The 19,544-nt window shown below is 74.8% G+C and carries 13 protein-coding genes and 1 pseudogene; 7 read left to right on the top strand and 7 right to left on the bottom strand.

The window, feature by feature from the left end; all coding sequences use genetic code 11:
• Positions 1 to 61 precede the first annotated feature (61 nt).
• Complete coding sequence (locus KYT88_RS06240; protein WP_043587561.1) at positions 62 to 1,153, bottom strand: YlbL family protein; 1,092 nt, start codon at positions 1,151 to 1,153, stop codon at positions 62 to 64.
• Positions 1,154 to 1,365: 212 nt separating this feature from the next.
• On the opposite strand from KYT88_RS06240, the gene KYT88_RS06235 reads away from it, so the two are divergent.
• Both KYT88_RS06235 and KYT88_RS15975 read left to right on the top strand, forming a co-directional pair.
• The gene (locus KYT88_RS06235; protein WP_043587562.1) at positions 1,366 to 2,781 is read left to right on the top strand and encodes a zinc-dependent metalloprotease; all 1,416 of its coding nucleotides are present in this window, start codon (positions 1,366 to 1,368) and stop codon (positions 2,779 to 2,781) included.
• Between the two features lie 141 nt (positions 2,782 to 2,922).
• A pseudogene (locus KYT88_RS15975) lies at positions 2,923 to 3,720 on the top strand (TOMM precursor leader peptide-binding protein); the annotation flags it as partial.
• Here the strand turns inward: KYT88_RS15975 and KYT88_RS06225 are convergent.
• Positions 3,674 to 5,593, bottom strand: a complete 1,920-nt coding sequence (locus KYT88_RS06225) for an ATP-dependent helicase (protein ID WP_051629394.1) — start codon at positions 5,591 to 5,593, stop codon at positions 3,674 to 3,676. The pseudogene KYT88_RS15975 and the gene KYT88_RS06225 sit on opposite strands and share 47 nt — an antisense overlap.
• Before the next feature lie 10 nt (positions 5,594 to 5,603).
• Entirely contained in the window at positions 5,604 to 6,557 is a 954-nt protein-coding gene (gene nudC / locus KYT88_RS06220) for an NAD(+) diphosphatase (protein WP_043587565.1), read from the bottom strand.
• Between the two features lie 136 nt (positions 6,558 to 6,693).
• Between nudC and KYT88_RS06215 the strand changes: the two genes are divergently transcribed.
• The gene (locus KYT88_RS06215; RefSeq protein ID WP_043587566.1) at positions 6,694 to 7,770 is read left to right on the top strand and encodes a phosphotransferase; all 1,077 of its coding nucleotides are present in this window, start codon (positions 6,694 to 6,696) and stop codon (positions 7,768 to 7,770) included.
• Here KYT88_RS06215 and KYT88_RS06210 read toward each other — a convergent pair.
• Both KYT88_RS06210 and KYT88_RS06205 read right to left on the bottom strand, forming a co-directional pair.
• Positions 7,683 to 10,904 carry an ATP-dependent helicase gene (locus KYT88_RS06210; protein WP_043587984.1) on the bottom strand — a complete coding sequence of 1,074 codons (3,222 nt, stop codon included), beginning with the start codon at positions 10,902 to 10,904 and terminating at the stop codon, positions 7,683 to 7,685. The genes KYT88_RS06215 and KYT88_RS06210 overlap by 88 nt on opposite strands.
• Before the next feature lie 50 nt (positions 10,905 to 10,954).
• A complete protein-coding gene (locus KYT88_RS06205; protein WP_043587568.1) occupies positions 10,955 to 14,224 on the bottom strand; it encodes an ATP-dependent helicase in 3,270 nt (1,089 codons plus the stop codon).
• A 160-nt stretch (positions 14,225 to 14,384) separates the two neighbouring features.
• Here KYT88_RS06205 and KYT88_RS06200 point away from each other — a divergent pair, with 160 nt between their 5' ends.
• Both KYT88_RS06200 and KYT88_RS06195 read left to right on the top strand, forming a co-directional pair.
• Positions 14,385 to 14,609, top strand: coding sequence for a DUF3107 domain-containing protein (locus KYT88_RS06200; protein ID WP_012299232.1), 225 nt, complete (start codon positions 14,385 to 14,387; stop codon positions 14,607 to 14,609).
• A 10-nt stretch (positions 14,610 to 14,619) separates the two neighbouring features.
• Positions 14,620 to 14,907, top strand: a complete 288-nt coding sequence (locus tag KYT88_RS06195) for a hypothetical protein (protein ID WP_043587569.1) — start codon at positions 14,620 to 14,622, stop codon at positions 14,905 to 14,907.
• An 82-nt stretch (positions 14,908 to 14,989) separates the two neighbouring features.
• Here the strand turns inward: KYT88_RS06195 and KYT88_RS06190 are convergent, their stop codons facing one another.
• The gene (locus KYT88_RS06190; RefSeq protein WP_237583834.1) at positions 14,990 to 15,709 is read right to left on the bottom strand and encodes a ferritin-like fold-containing protein; all 720 of its coding nucleotides are present in this window, start codon (positions 15,707 to 15,709) and stop codon (positions 14,990 to 14,992) included.
• A gap of 149 nt (positions 15,710 to 15,858) precedes the next feature.
• Here KYT88_RS06190 and KYT88_RS06185 point away from each other — a divergent pair, with 149 nt between their 5' ends.
• Entirely contained in the window at positions 15,859 to 17,412 is a 1,554-nt protein-coding gene (locus tag KYT88_RS06185) for a DEAD/DEAH box helicase (RefSeq protein WP_237583811.1), read from the top strand.
• Positions 17,413 to 17,502: 90 nt separating this feature from the next.
• Here the strand turns inward: KYT88_RS06185 and KYT88_RS06180 are convergent, their stop codons facing one another.
• Positions 17,503 to 18,378: a PHP domain-containing protein gene (locus KYT88_RS06180; protein ID WP_043587572.1), complete on the bottom strand. Its 876-nt coding sequence runs from the start codon at positions 18,376 to 18,378 to the stop codon at positions 17,503 to 17,505.
• A gap of 92 nt (positions 18,379 to 18,470) precedes the next feature.
• Between KYT88_RS06180 and KYT88_RS06175 the strand changes: the two genes are divergently transcribed.
• Positions 18,471 to 19,496 carry an endonuclease/exonuclease/phosphatase family protein gene (locus KYT88_RS06175; protein ID WP_043587989.1) on the top strand — a complete coding sequence of 342 codons (1,026 nt, stop codon included), beginning with the start codon at positions 18,471 to 18,473 and terminating at the stop codon, positions 19,494 to 19,496.
• Positions 19,497 to 19,544 lie beyond the last annotated feature (48 nt).

Genomic DNA, 19,544 nt, shown 5'->3' with positions numbered 1-19,544 from the left:
GTTCCCGTCTGGTAAGGGGCACCTCGCGAGCCCCATCGGACGCCGTCAGCCGCCTCTCGCGTCAGCAGGTGGGCAGCGCGTCCAGGTCCCCGCCGGTGGAGACGGCGGCGAGCGCAGCGAGCGAGTCGTCGAGGGTCGAGACGGAGAAGACGCGCAGGCCGTCGGGCACGTGCCCGCGCACCTCGTCGCAGTTGTCGGCCGGCGCCAGGAAGTACTCGGCGCCGGCGCGCTCGGCGCCGAACAGCTTCTGCCGGATCCCGCCGATGGGGCCGACCGTGCCGGCCGCGTCGATGGTGCCGGTGCCCGCGATGGCCTTGCCGCCGGTGAGCGAGCCCTCCTCGAGCTTGTCCATGATCCCGAGCGCGAACATCATGCCGGCGCTCGGACCGCCGACGTCGTCGAGCTGGATGTCGACCTCGAACGGGAACTCGTAGGCGGTGGAGGTGACGATGCCGATGACGGGGCGTCCGTCGCGCTCGGCGGGCGTGACCTCGACCGTGCTCTCCTGGCCGTCGCGCGTGATCCCGAAGGACAGCGGCGTGCTCGTCCCCGCGGCGGCGACGCGCGCCTGGAGGTCGGCGAGGTCGACCACGTCGGCGCCGTCGACCGTGCGGATCGCGTCTCCGGTGCGGAGCGGGCCGTCGGCCGGGGAGCCGTCGATGACGCTCTGCACCTGCAGCGTGCGCGGCACCGGGATGTCGAGCTCGGTGAGGGCCGCCGCGACGGCGTCCTGCTGCGAGTCCGTCATCTGGACCTGGTTCTGGGCGTCGCGATCCTCGGCCGTCTGACCCGCGGGGAAGACCGCCTCCATCGGGACGACGCTGCGGCTCGGGTCGAGCCAGGCGGAGACGACCGCGAACCAGTCGGGGCGCTGCGCGGGGTTGCCGACGACGCTGACGGTGAGCATGTCGAGCCGGCCGTCGGTGGGGTACGTGGTGCGGTCGGGGATCGAGATGAGGGGGCGCTCGGTGCCCGCGTGGTCGCTCGTGCCCAGGGTGTCGAACACGGGACCGGGCTGCTCGATGACGTACGGCGACGGCATCAGGCCGAGCGCGAGGGCGAGCACGGCGCCGGTGCCGGCGAGCACGCGGCCGACACGGCGACGGCGCGCAGGCCGGGGTGCGCGGGGGGCGTGCTGGGCGAACAGGCTCATCCGGATGTCCTCGGTGTCGGGGCGCGTCGGGCCGGGAGGCGGCCGGTCGACGGGCGTCGGGGCGGCCCTCAGGGCCGCTGTTCGCGGCGGGCGGAAGCCGCGAGGGCTCAGCCTAGGCGAATGCGGATGGGTTTCCCGTGGGCGCGGGCTAGCGTGGATCCACCGGCCGCGGCACCGCGATCCGGACCCCCTCGACCCCCGGGAGACCCTCCATGGCCGACGAGCCCACCCCGAACCCCGAGGACGAGTTCCGGCGCATGCTGGAGCGGTTCCTCGGCGCCGACGGGCAGATCGACCCGGACAAGCTCGCGGGTGCCGCAGGCCTCCCGCAGGATCCGGAGATGGTCCGCCAGCTCCTCGCGCAGCTGCAGGGCGCGCTCGCCAACACCGGCGACGGCGTCGACTGGAAGGTGGCCCGCGAGGGCGCCAGGCAGCTCGCCGCCGCGGAGCAGACGCAGGTCACCGCCTCGGCGTCCGCCCCGCTGGACCAGGCGTTCCAGGTCGCGGCGCTGTGGCTCGACGAGGTCACCTACGTCAGCCAGCTCACGGTCGCCCCGCGCCTCATCACGCGCGCGCAGTGGACCGAGCTGACGATGCCGGTGTGGACCCAGCTCGCCGAGCCGGTCGCGCTCAGCATCGCCGACTCGCTCACCGAGGTGCTCCAGCAGAACGCGCCCGAGGAGATGCAGGGCATGGTCGCGGGTGCCGGGCGCATGATGCGGAACCTCGGCGGCACGCTCTTCGCGATGCAGCTCGGCCAGGTGGTCGGGCAGCTCTCCACGGAGGTCGTCTCCGGCGGCGACGTCGGCATCCCGCTCCTCGACGACCAGCAGGCCGCGCTCCTGCCGCAGAACGTCCAGGCGTTCGGCGAGGGGATCGACGTCTCCGACGACCAGGTGCAGATCTACCTCGCCGTCCGCGAGCTCGCCCACGCGCGCCTCTTCCGGCACGCGCGCTGGCTGCGGCTGCAGCTCATCTCGTCCATCACGGAGTTCGCGAAGGGCGTGCACATCGACACCGATCGGCTCGAGTCGCTCGCCGAGGGCTTCGACCCGTCGAACCCCGAGGAGCTCCGCCAGGCCATGGTCGACGGATCCCTCATCCCGCCGAAGACGGACGCGCAGCTCGCCGCCCTCGCACGCCTCGAGACGATGCTCGCGCTCATCGAGGGCTGGGTGGACGTGGTCACGGCCGCCGCGACCGTGCGGCTCCCCCGCGCGTCGGCCATCGCCGAGACCGTGCGCCGCCGCCGCGCGACGGGCGGCCCCGCCGAGTCCGCGTTCGCGACGCTCGTGGGCCTCGAGCTCCGGCCGCGCCGCCTGCGCGAGGCCGCGGCGATGTGGCAGGCCGTCACCGACGGCGTCGGTGCCGAGCAGCGCGACGCGCTCTGGTCGCACCCCGACGTGCTGCCCACGTCCGAGGACATCGACGCCCCCCACGCGCTCGTCGCGCGGCTCACGCAGGGCGAGCCCGAGCCCGACGAGGTCGACCAGGCGCTCGAGGACCTGCTGAGCGGATCCGACGCCGGCCGTCCCGTCGAGGACGGCCAGGGTCGCGCGACCGAGCCGGGCGAGACGCCGGGCGACGGTCCGGACGACGCGCCCGGGACGGATCCGCGCCCCGTCTGACCCGCACCCGCACCACCCGGCGAGGCCGGCACCGTCACCGCGGTGCCGGCCTCGCGCACGTGCGCCCGGCCGTGCCTCCCGCGCGTCTGGCCTGTGGACGCGCTCCCCGCGAGCCGCGCCCGTCGGGCACTCTCCGCGCCCATGGCCATCCGACTCGATCCCCGCCTCCCGCTCGTCTGGCGCACGCCGGACTCCCTCCAGCTCGGCGTCGACCGTCCGCCCGTGGTGCTCAGCGCCGTGTCGCGGCTCGACGAACGGCTGCTCGACGCGCTCGGTCGCGGCATCAGCCGCGGCGGGCTCGACATGATCGCGGCGACGGAGGGCGCCACGCCCGCGCACGTCACGCAGCTGCTCGACCTGGTGCGGCCCGCGCTCGTGCCACCGCGCGACCAGGACCTCCCCCGCCGCACGCGCAGCGGCCCGGTCGCGATCGTGGGCGGCGGACCGACCGCCGACCGCATCGCCGACGCCCTCGCCCGCGCCGGGCACGACGTGGCCCCGCGGCAGATGGTCGGCGACGCGGATCCGCGCACCGCCCTCGCCGTGATCGTCGCGCACTTCGCCATCGCCCCGGCGGTCTACGGACGCTGGTCCCGGGAGGACGTGCCGCACCTGCCGGTGGTACTCGGCGACCGGCAAGGCGTCGTCGGCCCGCTCGTCGAGCCCGGGCGCACGGTCTGCTGCTACTGCCTCGACCTCGCGCGCCGGGACGCGGATCCGGCATGGCCCGCCATCGCGACGCAGCTGCTCGGGCGCGACAGCGGATCCGAGCAGGGGCTGGTGCCCGCCGAGCTCGCGGCCCTCGCGGCGCGGCCCGCCGACCGGCTGCTCACGACGGGCGAGAACGCGCTCCCGACGCACCAGGCGGTGCTCGACGTGCGGACGGGACGGGTCACGCGCCGCGCTTCGCGCCCCCACCCGCGATGCGGGTGTCGAGCTCTGCCAGGAACCGCGACGGCTCCCGCTGCCCCGATCGATGCGGTCCGCTCCGGCTCCACGACAGCCGGAGCCCGGATCGCGCGCGCGTGATCCCCACGTAGAGGAGGCGCCGCTCCTCGTCCACCGCCTCGAGCGTCTGCGCGTAGCTGATGGGCACGAGCCCCTCGCTCAACCCCATCAGGTAGACGTGCTCCCACTCGAGGCCCTTGGCGGAGTGCAGCGTCGCGAGCGTGACGGCCGAGACGGTCGGCTCGTGCTGGCCCGCCTGCCGCTCGAGCAGCTCGTCGGTGAAGGCGCGGAACGTGCTGCCCGCGGGCATCCGCTCGGCGAGGCCCATGATGGCGTCGAGCGACTCCCACCGGTCGCGCACCGCGCCCGGCTGCTCGGGCGGCGCCTGGCTCCACCCGAGCCCGCGCAGCACGTCGCTCACCGACTTGAACAGCGGCTCGCCGGAGATGGAGACGGACGCGCCGCGGAGCGCCAGGAGAGCCTGCTTGATCTCGGGGCGGTCGAAGAAGCGCTGGGATCCGCGCACCTGGTAGCTGACGCCCGCGTCGCCGAGCGCCTGCTCGAGCACCGCGGACTGGCCGTTCATGCGGTACAGCACGGCGATGTCCTCCGGGGCGATGCCCGAGGCGATCTGCTGGGCGATCGCGCCCGCGATCGCGCGCGCCTCGGCGCCGTCGGACGGGAACGCGCTCACCTGCGGCGCGCGGAAGCCCTCGCCGCGGCCGGGGACGGCGGCGGATCCGCGGCCCTTCGCGCGCGGGGAAGCCGTGCCCGTGCCGTCGCCGTCCGGATCCGCGTCCGCCGACACGAGCGTCAGCGCACCGGGCCGGCCGCGCATCAGCCTGTTCGCCGCCTCGGTGATGCCCGAGGTCGACCGGTAGTTCCGCTCCAGCCGCACGACCGTCGCCTCGGGGAAGCGCGACGCGAAGTCGAGGAGGTACGCGCTCTTCGCGCCCGCGAACGAGTAGATGGTCTGGCTGGCGTCGCCGACCACGCAGAGGTCGCGGCGGTCGCCCATCCAGAGGTCGAGGATCGTCTGCTGCAGCGGCGAGACGTCCTGGTACTCGTCGACGACGAAGAAGCGGTACTGCTCGCGCACCTGCTGCGCGACCCAGGGCTCCGCCTCGATCATGCCCGCGGTCGCGAGCAGCACGTCCTCGAAGTCGAGCTGGCGGCGCTGGTCCTTGATGTCCTCGTAGGCCTGGAGGAGCGCGACCGCCTGGTCCGCGTCGAGCTGCGGCGGAAGCGGGCGCGTGGTGCGCGCGGCGAGGCCGTACTGCTCGACGGAGATCATCGAGACCTTGCGCCACTCGACCTCCGCGGCCATGTCGCGGAGCGCGGCCGTGTCGAGGCGGAGGCGGAGCGACTCGGCGGCGTGGCCGAGCATCCGCCCCTTGCTCTCGATGAGGCGCGGCATCGTTCCGCCGACCACCTGCGGCCAGAAGAAGTTGAGCTGCTTGAGGGCCGCGGCGTGGAAGGTGCGCGCGGCCACGGGTCCGGCGCCGAGCTCGCGCAGGCGGCCGCGGAGCTCCGCCGCGGCGCGCGACGTGAAGGTCAGCGCCATGACGCGGTTGGGCGGGTAGACGCCGGCCTGGATCCCGTACGCGATGCGGTGCGTGATGGCCCGCGTCTTGCCCGTGCCTGCACCCGCGAGCACGACGACGGGGCCGAGGAGCGCCTCGGCGGCGAGCCGCTGCTGGTCGTCGAGCGCCTCGAGCAGGGACTCGGCGGTGCGGGCCTCCTCGACGGGCTCGTCTGCGGACGCAGTCGCGGGGCCGAGGGAGACGGGCGCCGGGAGGGCGCCCGACGCGGCCGACCCGTAGGGGTCGCGTCCGGGCGTGCCGGGGACGAGCTGGTCGGTCACGATCGGCGGATCACCACTCCCGCTCGCCGTCCTCGAGGGGTCCGCCGTACCACTCCTCGATGATGGCGCGCGCGATGGACGACGGGCCGGGCAGCGCGATCTCGCCGAGCGACGCGCGCAGCTCCTCGCGGCTGAACCAGCGCAGGTCGACGATCTCGACGCCGTCCGGGGTCGCGGGCCCGCTCGATGCGGAGACCCGCGCGAGGAATCCCACCATGACGGACGCGGGGAACGGCCACGGCTGGCTGCCGAGGTAGCGCGGATCCTCGACCGTGACGCCGGACTCCTCGAGCACCTCGCGCTTCACGGCGGCCTCGAACGACTCCCCCGGCTCGACGAAGCCCGCGAGCAGCGAGTAGCGGTCGCCGCCCCACATGGCATTGGCGCCGAGGAGGAGGCGGTCGTCCTGGTCGACGACGCCCATGATCACGGCCGCGTCGGTGCGCGGGAAGACCTGCGAGCCGTCGGAGGGCGCGCGGCGCACCCAGCCGCCCTGCTCGACGACGGTCGGCTCGCCCGTCTTCGGCGAGAACGGGTGGGAGGCGTGCCAGTTCGCGGTGGCGAGCGCGCCCGTGAAGAGCGCGGCGTCGCGGTCGTCGAGCTGCGTCGCGGTCGTGCGCAGCTCCAGCCAGCGCCCATCCGCGGGCTCGAGCTCGGCGGCCGCGGCGTCGGTGAGGACCGCGGCGACGACGGGCGTGCCGACGGGCTCCCCCTCGTGCGCGATGGTCGTGCGGCCGAGGTAGATGCGGACGGTCGCGGCCGTGACCCGGTCGACCGGGAGCAGGTCGAGCGCGGCGCGGCCGTCGGTCGCGGATCCCAGCGCCCGGTGGCCGTGCAGGGCGAGGACGCGCGTGGCGGGATCCGCCCACAGCTCGTCGAAGAGCGCGGGCGAGTCGCGGTGCAGGCCGTCGCGGTCGACGCCCTCGCGGGACAGGGGCAGGCGGGAGAGGAAGCTGTCGAGCACGGGGGACCAATCGACTTCGAGGACGGACGGGCCGAGGGGCGGGACGTCATGCGTCGTGATCCGCCCACGGTGCGCGGGGGCCGGAAGCGCGTGGCGCGGTGAGACGGAGGGCTCCCAGCGACCTAACCTGTAAGGCATGGCCAGATCCCACCTCACTCTAGCCGCGTTGGCGACCTCGGCCGTCTCGGGGCTCGACGTGGTCCGCAGCACCCCCTTCACGGCCGGCGGCGCGGGCGACTTCGACTCCGCGCTCCTCAGCACGCGGGACGGCCGCGAGCTCCTCGTGCGCGTGCCGACCACCCAGGCCGCCGAGTCCGAGCAGTCCGCGGACCTCGTGGCGCTCCGGGCGCTGAGCACCGGGATCCGCTCGCGGCTGCCGTTCCAGGCGCCCGAGTTCCTGGGGCAGGCGCCCATCAAGCCGACCCGCGGCTTCGTGTACGGGCACGTGCCCGGCCGCGTCATCTCGCTCGACGAGATCCCCGCCGGTGACGGCCTCGCGCGCTCCATCGGCGCCGCCATCTCCGCCGTGCACAGCCTGCCGACCGGGTTCGTCGCGGACGCGGGGCTGCCCGTGCTGTCTGCCGCGGAGATCCACAGCCAGACCGCAGCGCTCATCGACCGGGCCGCGGCCACCGCGCTCGTGCCGAGCCTGCTGCTCTCGCGCTGGGAGGAGGCGCTGGACGACGCGTCGCTCTGGCAGTTCCAGCCCGCGGTCGTGAACGGCGCCGTGCAGGCCTCCTCGTTCCTCGTCGACGGCGACGACGTGACGGGCATGATCGGATGGTCGGAGCTGCGCGTCGCCGATCCCGCGCACGACCTGCACTGGGTGCTGGGCGCGCGCGCCGAGCACGTCGCCGAGAGCGTGTTCCGCGCCTACAACCAGGCGCACCACGTGACGGTCGACCGCCAGCTCAAGCAGCGCGCGCTCCTCTATGCCGAGCTCGAGATCGCCCGCTGGCTCCTGCACGGGACCGACACGCGCAACCAGGGCATCATCGACGACGCGGTCAACATGCTCAGCGCGCTCGTCGACACCGTCCGCGCGGACGAGGGCCAGCGCATCGCGCACGAGACGCTGCCCGTGATGGACGTGGACCAGGTCGAGGAGATGCTCGACTCCCGGCCTCAGCCCACGGTCTCCCCCGACGGCGCACGCGACGACTCCGGCGTGCGCGCGCCCGACCAGAGCGCCACGAGGTCCTCCTCGGAGTAGAGCCGCTCCGGCTTCAGAGAGCGGTCGTCCGCGACGAAGTAGAACTCGGCGTCGATGAGATCGGGGTCGATGCCTCGCCACTTCGCGAACGCGAGGCGGTAGAGCGCGAGCTGGAGCTGCTTGAGCTCGAGGTCGGCCGCGTCCTTCGGGGTCCGGCCGGTCTTCCAGTCGACGACCCTGTAGCGGCCGTCGATGAGGAACACCGCGTCGATCTTGCAGATGACGACCTGGCCGGCGAGCTCCATGTGGATCTCGACCTCGACCTCCTCCGGCTTCCTGGAGGCCCACTCGCTCGCCTCGAAGATGCCGCGCAGCCGGTCGAGGTCCTCCTGCTCCACGGGCGGCTCGGTCGGATCCGCGTCGAGCTCCACCCCGGACGCGTCGATGACGTCGGCCGTGCCCGCGGGTCCGTAGCGCGCCTCGACCCAGCCGTGGAAGAGCGTGCCGAGCCGGGTCTGCCGGTACGGGCGCTCGGGCATGGGGCGGCGCAGGCGCGCGGCGACGCCAGCGGGGTCGCTCACGAAGTCCTTGAAGCGGGACGCCGGGATGCGCGTGGGCAGGTCGACGAGCTCGGCGTCCCTGGCGCGGGCGTCACGCTCGGCGAGGAGCAGGTCGATGTCGCGGGTCCAGACGGTCTTCGCGTCCGGATCCGCATCGGCCACGGCCTCGGCGGCCGCGCGCACGCGGGCCTCGCGCGGGCCGAGAGGCGGCAGCGGCCAGGCGACGCGCGCGGATCCGGGCTCGAGGGGGTTCTCCTCCAGCTCGGGCGCCTCGGGCAGCGCGTCGGGTGCGATGAGGCCGACCTGCTGGATCTCGCGGAGGAACGCGCCCGGTCCGCGCGGCTTCTGCTGCGTGGACCAGAACGACCCGCTCAGCAGCAGGTCGGATCGCGTGCGCGTGATCGCGACGTACGCGAGGCGCCGCTGCTCTGCGGCGTTGCGCTCCTCGAGCTCCTCGCCGAACGCCTCCATCGCCTCGGCGAACTCCTTCTGCGTCAGGGCGCCGCGCCAGGCGAGCGACGGCAGCTCGGCGGAGTCGCCGCGGAACTCGAACGGCAGGGCGCCGAACGCGACCCAGCCGCGCTTCTCCCGGAGCGTGCCGGGCAGCTCGCCGTCGACCATGCGCGGCACGGCCACGACGTCCCACTCGAGGCCCTTGGAACCGTGGATCGTGAGGATCTGCACCGTTCCGGGCTCCGGCTCCTCGGTGCGCGGCGCCAGGTTGTCGCGCCGCTCGGCTTCGGCGAGCCACGCGAGGAACGGGCCGAGCGTGCCTGCGGAGTCGCCCTGGAGGTAGCCGGCGACCTGCTCGGTGAACGCCTCGAGGCTCGCGCGGCCGAGCGGATCCGTCTCGTTGGCGGCGACCTCGATGTCGAGCAGCAGCTCCTGCTGGACCACCGTGACGAGGTCGACCAGGTCGAGCCCCACCCGAGAGCGCAGCACCTGCAGTTGGCGCCCGGCGGCCCGGAGGCGCGCGAGGCCCTCCGCGCTGAACCCGGCGAGCGCGGTGTGGCCGTCGCGGGCGTCGACGACGAAGTCGAGCGCGTCGACGACGGACCCGACCTCGTCCGGCACCACGGAGGCCCGGAGGCCGTCGCGCACCTCCTCGGCGAGCGGCTTCTGCGCGTGATCCCGTGACATGAGCCAGGAGGCGACGCGTCCGAGCGCGTGCACGTCCTTCGTGCCGATGCGCCAGCGCGCGCCGGTGAGGAGCCGCACGAGCTCGCTGCCCGCGGTGGGGTCGTGGAGCACGCGGAGGACGCACACGAGGTCCACCACGGCAGGCTGGTCGAGCAGGCCGCCGAGGCCGAGCACGCGGAACGGCACGCCGCGGTCGGCGAGCGCCGTGGTGAACGGCTCGATGGTCTTGAGTGATCGGCAGAGCATGGCGGCCGAGCGGGGGCGGCCGTCGGATCCGGTCTGCCGCAGCCGGTCGGCGAACCACGCGGCGGTCGCGGCGGCCTCGTCGGCGACGGTCTCCTCGTAGGCGACGTCGAGGCGGCCGTCGCCCGCGTCGGGCCGGGGCTCGAGGCCCGCGACCGGGATCCGGGAGGCCGCGGTCAGCGGCTCGACGATGCGGTTCGCCGCGCCGAGCACCGACGCCGGGTTCCGCCAGCTGGTGGAGAGCGCGTAGACGGGCACGTCTGCGGCGGATGCGCCGGCGGGTGCGAAGTCGGCGCCGAAGCGCGCGAGGTTCGCCGCGCTCGCGCCGCGCCACCCGTAGATGGACTGGTGCGGATCCCCCACCGCCATGACGGGCGTGCCGCCGAACAGGGTCGAGAGGAGCCGGGTCTGGACGACGGAGGTGTCCTGGTACTCGTCGAGCAGCACGACGCGGAAGCGCTTCCGGTGCTCGGCGACGACCTGCGGCACGCGCTCGCAGATGGCGAGCGCGAACGCGACCTGGTCGCTGTACTCCACGAGCCCGCGCCGGGTCTTCTCCTCCTGGAACCGCACCGCGAGGTCGACGAGCGGCGGCAGCGCGCCGACGGCGGCGACCGCCTCGGCCGCCGGCGCCTTCCTGATGCGGGCGGATCCGAACGGCAGCTCCGCGAGGCCCGTGAACGAGCCGGCGAGGCGCACGACCTCGGCCGGGTCGGCGACGTTCTCGCTCAGCGCGCGGCTGAGGGAGATGACGGCCTGCGTGATCGGATCCACCCCGCGGCCCAGCTCGAGCAGCCGCGGGTCGGTGCTCTCGACGACGAGCCGACGCGCGAGCTGCCACGCGGACGCCTCCGTGAGCACGACCGACTCCGCCTCGCGGCCGATGAGGGTGGCGCTGTCGCGGAAGATGCCGTTGGCGAACGCGTTGTAGGTCTGCACGGTCGGCGTGGCGAACGCGTCCGCGGGCACGGCCGCGAGCCCGGCCTGCTGCAGCTGCTCGATGCGGGCGCGGATCCGCACCCCGAGCTCCCCCGCCGCCTTGCGCGTGAAGGTGAGCCCGAGGATCTCCTCGACCCCCACGTGCCCGTTGGCGAGTAGCCAGACCACCCGGCTCGCCATGGTCTCCGTCTTGCCGCTGCCGGCGCCCGCGACCACGAGGCCGGGTTCGAGCGGCGACTCGATGACGCGCCGCTGCTGCTCGGTGGGGCTCGGCAGGTCGAGCGCCTCCGCGATGCGGCGGGCGCTGATCATGCCGCCGTCGCCCGCCCCGGTGGTCCCGACGCCGGTCGCCTCCGCGCCGCTCACGCCGACACCGCCCGCACGAGGTGGATGCGGTACCGCCTGGCCGATCCCGGATCCCGCTCCCCCAGGTCCGGAGTGCCGTCGAAGGTCGCGCCGGCCATGCCCTCGGCCGCCTCGGCGATGCGCGCGCGGAACCCGTCGAGCTCCTCGCGTGTGAGCGGCTCCTGCGGCAGCTCGCGGTAGGGCAGGCCGCGCGTGCCACCCGACACGTAGAGCAGCTTCGCGCCGCCGGACGGCGTGCCCGCGGGCACCTGCTCGAGCGAGCCCTCCACGTACGCCAGCTGGTAGGAGCCGAGCTGCGCGTGCGCGGGGATCTCGGCGCGGGTCGGGAAGTGCCGGCCGGTCTTGAGGTCCACGATGACCACGCGGCCCTCCTCCGTCAGCTCGATGCGGTCGATCTTCCCGCGGAGGCGCGCGACGCCCACCTCGAGCTCGAAGCCGCCCTCGGCCGCGAGCATCCGCCCGCCGCGGGCCTCGAAGTCGCGCAGGTAGCCGCTGACGCCCGCGATGAGCTCGCCGGCCTGCCGTCGTTCGCGCTCGCCCACCCAGGGCGATTCGAAGGGCAGCTCGCCCCACCGCTCGTCGAGGCGCTCCTCGAGGGCGGGCGGGCGGAGGTCCGCCTCGGGGTCGAGGCTGGCCTCCTCCATGACGGCGTGCACGATCGTGCCGATGCCCATGGCCGTGCTGGTGGATCCGCCGGACGCCTGGTCGATGAACCAGTTGAGCGGCGAGCGCTCGAAGGCCTCCAGGCGCGAGGGCGACACGGGCACGCGGGCCTCGGGGTCGGTCAGGTCGACGACGGGCTCGGTGGTGGAGGGCTCGCGCAGCCCGTACCACTCGGCCGGATCCGCGCCCGTCACGCCCTCCGCCGCGAGGCGCGCGAGGGCGGACGCCGCGGCGAGGCCGCGCTCGCGGGTGGCGTCGGCCGTGCGCCGGGCCGTGCGGTCGCCCGAGACGACGCGGCCGTCGTCGAGGAGCACGGCGTCGCGGTGCACGACCGCGAGCTCGCGACGGAGCGCGCCGACGAGCCCGCGGAGCGACAGCGGGTGGTCCGGGCGGATCCTCAGCGCGGCGGGCGCGTCCTTCGCCACCCGACCCGCCTCGGCGCCGGCCTCCGCCTCGGCGAGGCCGGGCGCGGGCGGCACGAGGCGGAGGAACGGCGACGGCGCCTCCTCGTCGTTGGCGGTGGCGCTGAGCACCACTACGCGGGACGCGCGGGAGACGGCGAGCGCGAGCATCCGCAGCTCGTCGCCGAGGACCTCGGCGCGCTCGTCGACGTCCGCCCGATCGAGTCCGCGCGCGACGGCCGAGAGGCGCTGGGGGTGCAGCAGGGATCCGCGCAGCCGCAGGTTCGGCCACACGCCCTCCTGGAGCGCCGCGACCGCGACGACCTCGTAGCCGGCGCCCACCACCGCGGACGGCGTGGCGACCAGCACGGTGTCGGCGAGCGGCTGCGGCGAGAGCGTGTCCTCGGGCACCTCGGCGCCGAGCAGCTCCTCCACGAAGTCCGACGCGGGCCGGCCCGGGTTCCGCTCGACGAACCGCCGCGCGGCCGTGAAGAGCGCGACCACGCCGTCGAGGTCGCGGTTCGCCTGGTCGGCGACGATGCCCGTCTGCAGCGCCTGCTCGAACCACGGCTTCGCCAGCTTCGAGCCCTCCCACAGGTGCCAGAGCAGCTCCTCGATGGTGCCGTCGGCGGATGCCAGCTCGCGAGCCCCCTGCAGCGTGCGGGCGAGCCGGCCGAGCCGGCGCGCGGGCGCGAGGTCGAGCGTCTCGAGCCGGCCGGGCGCGGCGAGCGCCTCGACGAGCAGCTCGTCGCTCGAGCGGTGCCCGTCGCCCGCGAGCTCCTCCTGGCGCATCGCGAGCCGGAGCCGCCGGAGCTGGACCCCGTCGAGCCCGCCGAGCGGACCCGTGGCGAGCTCCGCCGCGATGTCCGGCGTGAGCGGCACCCGGCCGAGCACGACGTCGACGGCGCGGATGAGGGCGAGCGCGGCGAGATCGTCGCGGAGGGCGCGCCCGGCGACGGCCGTGCGCGTGGGCACCTCGGCTGTCGCGAGGCTGCGGGCGACCTGGGGCACGAGGGATCCGGAGCGCACGAGCACGACCATGCGCGCCCACGGCACTCCGCCCAGCAGGTGCTCCTCGCGGAGCCGGCGCGCGAGGCGGGCGAGCTCCAGGGCGCGCGTCGGCGCCTCGATGACCTGGATGGGGTCGGCGTCGTCGAGGAGGCCCGGCGCGGATCCCGCCTGCCGCTGCCGCCCCGCGCCCGCCGCGCCGATGCGCGCCGTGACGGCCGAGGTGAGCGCCCGGAGCGCGGGCGGCTGCCGGTGCACCCGGTCGAGCACGAGCGTGCGGAGGCCGGGCAGCCCGAGCACGGTGGAGAGGCGGCCGAGAGCCGACGCCTCCGCCCCGCGGAAGGTGGCCGCCGCGACGTCCGGGTCGCCGAACGCGATGACGTCCGCGCCGCGCGCCGCGAGCGCCCGGAGGAGGGAGAGCGTCGCGACGGTGGCCTCGTGCAGGTCGTCGGCGACCACGAGCCGGATCCCCGTGAGCGCCTCGCCCCGCGACACGAGCAGCACGGCCTCGGCGAGCAGCTCGGCGCTGTCGAGGTGGTCGCCGCGGAAGGAGTCGACGACGTCCTCGTACTCGCGGGCGAACTCGGCCGCGGCGATCCACTCGGGCACGTCGTGCGCGCGACCGAGCTCGGCGAGGGCGTCCGGCCGCACGCCCTCCTCGGTGGCGCGCATGAGCAGCTCGCGCAGCTCGGTGCGGAAGGCCCGCAGCCGCCGCACCTCGACGCCGAGCGGATCCGGCCACGCGGGCCCGGTGCCCAGCTCCTCGTGCCCGGCGAGGAGGTCGGCGATGATCTGGTCCTGCTCGGCGCCCGTGAGGAGCCGGGGCGGCTCGGTGCCCGTCTCGGCGGCGCGGCGCGCGAGCACCTCGAAGGCGACGGACGTGGCGGTGCGCGCGAGCGGCCCGAGCGTGGGCACGCCCACACGGAGCGCGAGCTCGTCGCGCAGGCGCGTGGCGGCCGCGCGCGACGGCGCGAGCACCAGCACCTCGGCGGGGTCGAGGCCCTGCACGAGGATCCGCTCCGCGACGAGCTCCCGCAGCGTCGTGGTGCGGCCCGAGCCCGGCGCCCCGATGACGGCGGCGCTGACCCCCACGGGCAGCTCCACGACGGCGCGCTGCGACGGGTCCAGCTCCACCGCGGGGACCTCGCCGCCGGCGGCGGAGGCTGGCGGCTGGCGGAATCCCCTGATGGTCACGCGCCCACGCTACCGGCGGCCCCCGACGACGGCCGATCCGCGCGTCGGCCCGCGCCTCCCGGCCGCCCGTCCGCCCTCAGTGAACGCCGCGGGGCCGCGCGGGCGGGTGCCCTAGCCTGAGGGGGCACCGTCGCATCCGACGCATCGAAAGGCACCTCCCGTGGAAATCCGAATCGGCCTCGTCAACACCGCCCGCGAGCTCTCCTTCAGCACCAAGCAGACGCCCGAGGAGGTCCAGCGGACCGTCACGGACGCCGTCCGCGACTCCTCCCCCTTCATCTCCTTCACGGACGACAAGGGCGCCACGCACCTCGCCGTCACCGCCCACCTCGCCTACGTGGAGCTCGGCAGCGCCGACGCCCCGCGCATCGGCTTCGTCCGCTAGCGCGACGGCCGTGGAGCTCCTCTTCGTCGCGATCTTCGGCGCCCTCATCGGCCTCGTCGCGCGCTACGCGCTCCCCCACCGCGCCACGCACGGTGCGCTGCTGGTCCCCGCCGTGGGCACCGTCACGGCCATGGTCGCGTGGGTCGCCCTCACATGGGCCGGCCTCCGCTGGGACCAGGGGGCGATCTGGATCGCGACGCTCGCGCTCTCGGCGCTCGTCGCCGCCGGCACCGACCTGCTCGTCGGCCGTCGACGCTCCTCCGCGGATGCCCGCGACCTGGCCGCCATCGGCGGCTGACGCCCACCCGCACGACACGACGCCCGGTCCCCCTCCAGGGGCCGGGCGTCGTCGCGTGCGGGGCCGGAGCGTGCGGGACGCGTCAGGCCGTGAGCCCGAGCGCGTCCATCCGACGGGTGTGGGCCGTGATGATCCCCGCGAAGACGGGCTCGAGGTGCACGCGCGCGTCGTCCGGGTCGGCGAGGGATGCGCGCATCGCCGTGCCCGCGACGAGCAGCGTGTCGCCGACGAGACGGCGGCCCCACATGGCGAGGCGCGACGCGAGTCGCGGATCGCGGCGGATCCCGGCGCGCACCGCGTGGACGATGCCCTGCTGTCCCACGCCCGACGACAGCAGCACGACGACGCGCTGGCGCTGGTCCGACGGCAGCCCGGAGGCGAGGCGCACGAAGAAGTCGTCGAGCAGACCCGTGGTGATGTAGGCGGAGAGGAGGCACTCGTACCAGTCGGCGCCCGCGACGGTGGCGGTGAACCGGTCGAACGCGGCGCGGTGCGGCTCCATGACGACGCTCGGGTCGCCGTCCTGCCGCTTGATCTCCGCGGCGAGCGCCTGGTGCTTGCCGAGCGCGATGCCGGCGGCGGTCGAGACGGCCTCCTTGCCGGCGAGGTCCGGCGCCTCGGCGACCGCGCGAGAGAGGGTCTCGAAGACCGTGAGCTGCAGGTAGGCGACGGCCCCGAGGAAGCGGAGGGTGTCGGGCGAGAAGTCGTCCACGCTCACGGTCGTCGCCGGGGATCGACGCTTCGACTCGCCGCGGGACCTGACCCGGGGCGCCTCGATCGTCGTCGACCGGCGTCCGAACATCTTGAGCACGGGGCCAGCGTATAGGGCGGCGGAGGCGGCCATCGGGCGCCCGCCCGCTAAACTCGCCCGTGGTCCCTCAACGGAAGGGCCCCATCGCGCCCGCAGAGAAGCAGTCCGGGCGTGGACCGCACCGCTAGACAGGGCACAACGTGACTTTCACCGAACTGAACATCGACGAGGACATGGTGCAGGCGCTCGCCGACCACGGCATCCTCGAACCCTTCCCCATCCAGGAGCAGACCATCCCCCTGGCGCTCTCCGGCCAGGACATCATCGGCCAGGCCAAGACGGGCACCGGCAAGACCTTCGGCTTCGGCCTCCCGCTCATCCAGCGGCTCGGCCTCACCCCCGAGCCCGGCGTGCAGGCGCTCGTCGTCGTGCCGACGCGCGAGCTCGCCGTCCAGGTCACCGAGGACCTCCAGATCGCCACCAAGCACCGCGCCACCACGGTCGTCTCCATCTACGGCGGCAAGGCGTACGAGGGTCAGATCGAGCAGCTCAAGGCCGGCGCGCAGATCGTCGTCGGCACGCCGGGCCGTCTCCTCGACCTCGTGGGCCAGCGCCTGCTCTCGCTCCAGAACGTGCGCGAGATGGTGCTCGACGAGGCCGACAAGATGCTCGACCTCGGCTTCCTCTCCGACATCGAGAGGCTCTTCGCGCAGACCCCCGCCGTGCGCCACACGATGCTGTTCTCGGCCACCATGCCGGGGCCGATCGTCGCGCTCGCCCGCCGCTTCATGACGAAGCCGATCCACATCCGCGCGACGGACCCCGACGAGGGCCTCATGCAGGCGAACATCCGCCACCTCGTCTACCGCGCCCACAACATGGACAAGGACGAGGTCATCGGCCGCATCCTCCAGGCCGAGGGCCGCGGCAAGACCGTGATCTTCACGCGCACCAAGCGCGCCGCCGCCCGCCTCGTCGAGGAGCTCAACGACCGCGGCTTCAACGCCGCCGCCGTGCACGGCGACCTCAACCAGGAGCAGCGCGAGCGCGCGATGGCCGCGTTCAAGGCCGGCAAGAAGGACATCCTCATCGCCACAGACGTCGCGGCACGCGGCATCGACGTCCTCGACGTCACCCACGTGATCAACCACACCATCCCCGAGGACGACAAGGCGTACCTGCACCGCGTCGGCCGCACGGGCCGGGCCGGCAAGACCGGCATCGCGGTCACCTTCGTCGACTGGGACGACCTGCACAAGTGGGCGCTCATCAACCGCGCCCTCGAGTTCGGCCAGCCCGAGCCCACCGAGACGTACTCGTCCTCGCCGCACCTCTACACCGACCTCGACATCCCGGCCGGATCCAAGGGCCGACTCCGCGCGACCCCGACGGTCAACCCCGACGGCACCCCGCGCGAGCGCCCGGGCAGCCGCGGCGCCGACTCGGGCCGCGACGGCGGACGCGGCGGGAGCCGGGACGGCGGACGCGGCGGCGACCGGGGCGGCGACCGCTCGGGCGGCCGATCCTCCTCGGCCTTCTCCTCCACCGGCGGCGGGGACCGCGACCGCTCGCGCAGCCGCAGCACGTCGACCGCCTCGGCCACCGCGCCCGCGGACGCCACCGCGACGATCGGCAGCGAGCAGCCGAACACGGCGGGCGGCCACGACGCGCCCCACGCCGACGGCCAGACCCGCCCGCGCTCGCGCAACCGCCGTCGCCGCTCGGGCGGCGACCGCCCGACCGCCACGTCCTAGCGCCGCGCCGCACGGATCGCGCGATGAGGGGCCGCATCCACCGGATGCGGCCCCTCCGTCGTGCACGGCCCGTGCGTCGCCGGTCGCGCGTCAGGGTGCGGGCACGGGCACGACGGGCGCCCAGCCCGTCGCGCGCTCGACGATGCGCGCGAGCACGGCGGGCTCCGTGGTGTTCTCCGCGAGCCGGTTCGGCTTGCCCGTGCCGTGGTAGTCGCTGGACCCGGTGACCTCGAGCCCGAACCGCTCCGCGAGCTCCGTGAGCCGCACGCGCGCCGCGGGCGGGTTGTCGCGGTGGCGCACCTCGAGCCCGAAGAGCCCGGCCGCCACGAGCGCGGTCATGCGGGAGTCCGACAGCACGCGCTCCGGCCCGCGGGCACCCGGGTGAGCCAGCACGGCCAGGCCGCCCGCGGCCGTGATGAGCTCGACGCCGAGGATCGGATCCGGCGCGTAGTGCGGCCGGTAGTAGCCGCCCTGCCAGTGCAGGATGCTCTCGAACGCGGCCGTGCGGGTCGGCACGTGCCCGCGGGCGACGAGCGCGTCGGCGATGTGCGGCCGCCCGATGGTGCTGCCGGGCGTGGTCTGCGCCAGCACGTCGGCCCAGGTCAACGCGTAGTCGCGCGAGATCCGACCGACCATCGCCTCGGCGCGGGTCATGCGCTCGGAGCGCACGCGTGCGGTCATGGCCGCGAGGTCCGCGTCCTCGGGATCGAAGAGGTAGGCGAGCACGTGCACGCTCGCGTACTCGAGCTGCGTGCTCATCTCCATGCCGGGGACGAGCGTGATGCCGTGCGCGAGAGCGGCCGCGGAGGCGTCGTCCCAGCCGGCGGTGGAGTCGTGGTCGGTGAGCGCCACGGCCGACAGGCCCTGCGCGGCGGCCTGCGCGACGAGCTCGACGGGCGTCTCTGTGCCGTCCGACACGGAGCTGTGCGTGTGCAGGTCGATGGGACCTGGCTGCTCCTCCGGCATCCCGCCATCCTACGTGGCGCCCCGATGCCGCCCGGCCGCCCGGAGGCCGCGGCGGCGCTCTCCCAGAGAGCCGCCATAGTGTGGTGGACGTCATGGGTCGGGTCGTCGGAGCAGCAGTCATCCTCATCACGGCGGCAGGGCTCCTGGTCGTCACCTGGCCGCAGCTGCTCGGGCTGGAGCAGACGTACCTCGTCGCCCACGCCGTCGCCATCCGCGGAGGCCTGGTCGCCGCGGCAGCCGCGGTGCTGGTCCTGACCCTCGTCCTCTGCCTCGCGATCCGCCCCGGCCGCCGTCTCCTCGGCAGCATCGCCATGCTGCTCGTGCTGTTCATCGGCGCCAACTCGGCCGTGCTCGCCACCCGCGGGCTCGGCGACACGGCGTTCCAGGAGGCGCAGGACGACGACGTCACCGTGCTGACGTGGAACACGCTCGGCGGCGCGACGGGCGCGCGCGCGGTCGCCGACCTGGCCATCGAGTCCGGCGCCGACGTCATCACGCTGCCGGAGACGCGCGAGGAGACCGGCGCGGAGATCGCGGTGCTCATGCGCGACGCGGGACGGCCCATGTGGGTGCGCACCGCGGCGTTCGACGACGTGGCGGCGGCCCGCTCCACCACCATCCTCATCAGCGCGGCCTACGGCGACTACCGCATGGACGAGTCGCGCGGCACCACGAGCGTGCTGCCCACGGTCATCATGGAGCCGGTCGACGGGAACGGCCCCGTCATCATGGCCGTCCACCCCGTCTCCCCCATCCCCGAGCAGATGGACAACTGGCGCGCCGACCTCGCCTGGCTCGGCCAGCGCTGCGACGAGGGCAACGTGATCATCGCGGGCGACTTCAACGCGACGCTCGACCACATGAGCCGGTACGGCGGCGCGCCCACCGAACGCGACCAGGTCACCGACCTCGGGAAGTGCGTGGACGCCGGACGCGCCTCCGGCAACGGCGCGGTCGGCACCTGGCCCACGGGGCTCCCCGCGCTCCTCGGGACGCCCATCGACCACATCATGGCCACGCCCGGGTGGGCGGTCACGGGCTTCCGCGTCGTCGAGGACCGCGACGGCGCCGGCAGCGACCACCGCCCGGTCATCGCGCAGCTCACGCCGCTGCGCTGACACCGCACGGAGCACGAGGGGATCGCGCAGCTCACGCCGCTGCGCTGA

The organism is Clavibacter sp. A6099 (assembly GCF_021919125.1).
Classification (GTDB): Bacteria; Actinomycetota; Actinomycetes; order Actinomycetales; family Microbacteriaceae; genus Clavibacter; species Clavibacter seminis.
The sequence above is the reverse complement of the archived record's forward strand: the minus strand, read 5'-3'. Positions and strand labels throughout refer to the sequence as shown.

Coding starts and splice junctions, on each gene's coding strand:
- KYT88_RS06240 (WP_043587561.1), bottom strand. CDS start 1,153: ATGAGCCTGTTCGCCCAGCACGCCCCCCGCGCACCCCGGCCTGCGCGC.
- KYT88_RS06235 (WP_043587562.1), top strand. CDS start 1,366: ATGGCCGACGAGCCCACCCCGAACCCCGAGGACGAGTTCCGGCGCATG.
- KYT88_RS06215 (WP_043587566.1), top strand. CDS start 6,694: ATGGCCAGATCCCACCTCACTCTAGCCGCGTTGGCGACCTCGGCCGTC.
- KYT88_RS06210 (WP_043587984.1), bottom strand. CDS start 10,904: ATGATCAGCGCCCGCCGCATCGCGGAGGCGCTCGACCTGCCGAGCCCC.
- KYT88_RS06190 (WP_237583834.1), bottom strand. CDS start 15,709: ATGTTCGGACGCCGGTCGACGACGATCGAGGCGCCCCGGGTCAGGTCC.
- KYT88_RS06180 (WP_043587572.1), bottom strand. CDS start 18,378: ATGCCGGAGGAGCAGCCAGGTCCCATCGACCTGCACACGCACAGCTCC.
- KYT88_RS06175 (WP_043587989.1), top strand. CDS start 18,471: ATGGGTCGGGTCGTCGGAGCAGCAGTCATCCTCATCACGGCGGCAGGG.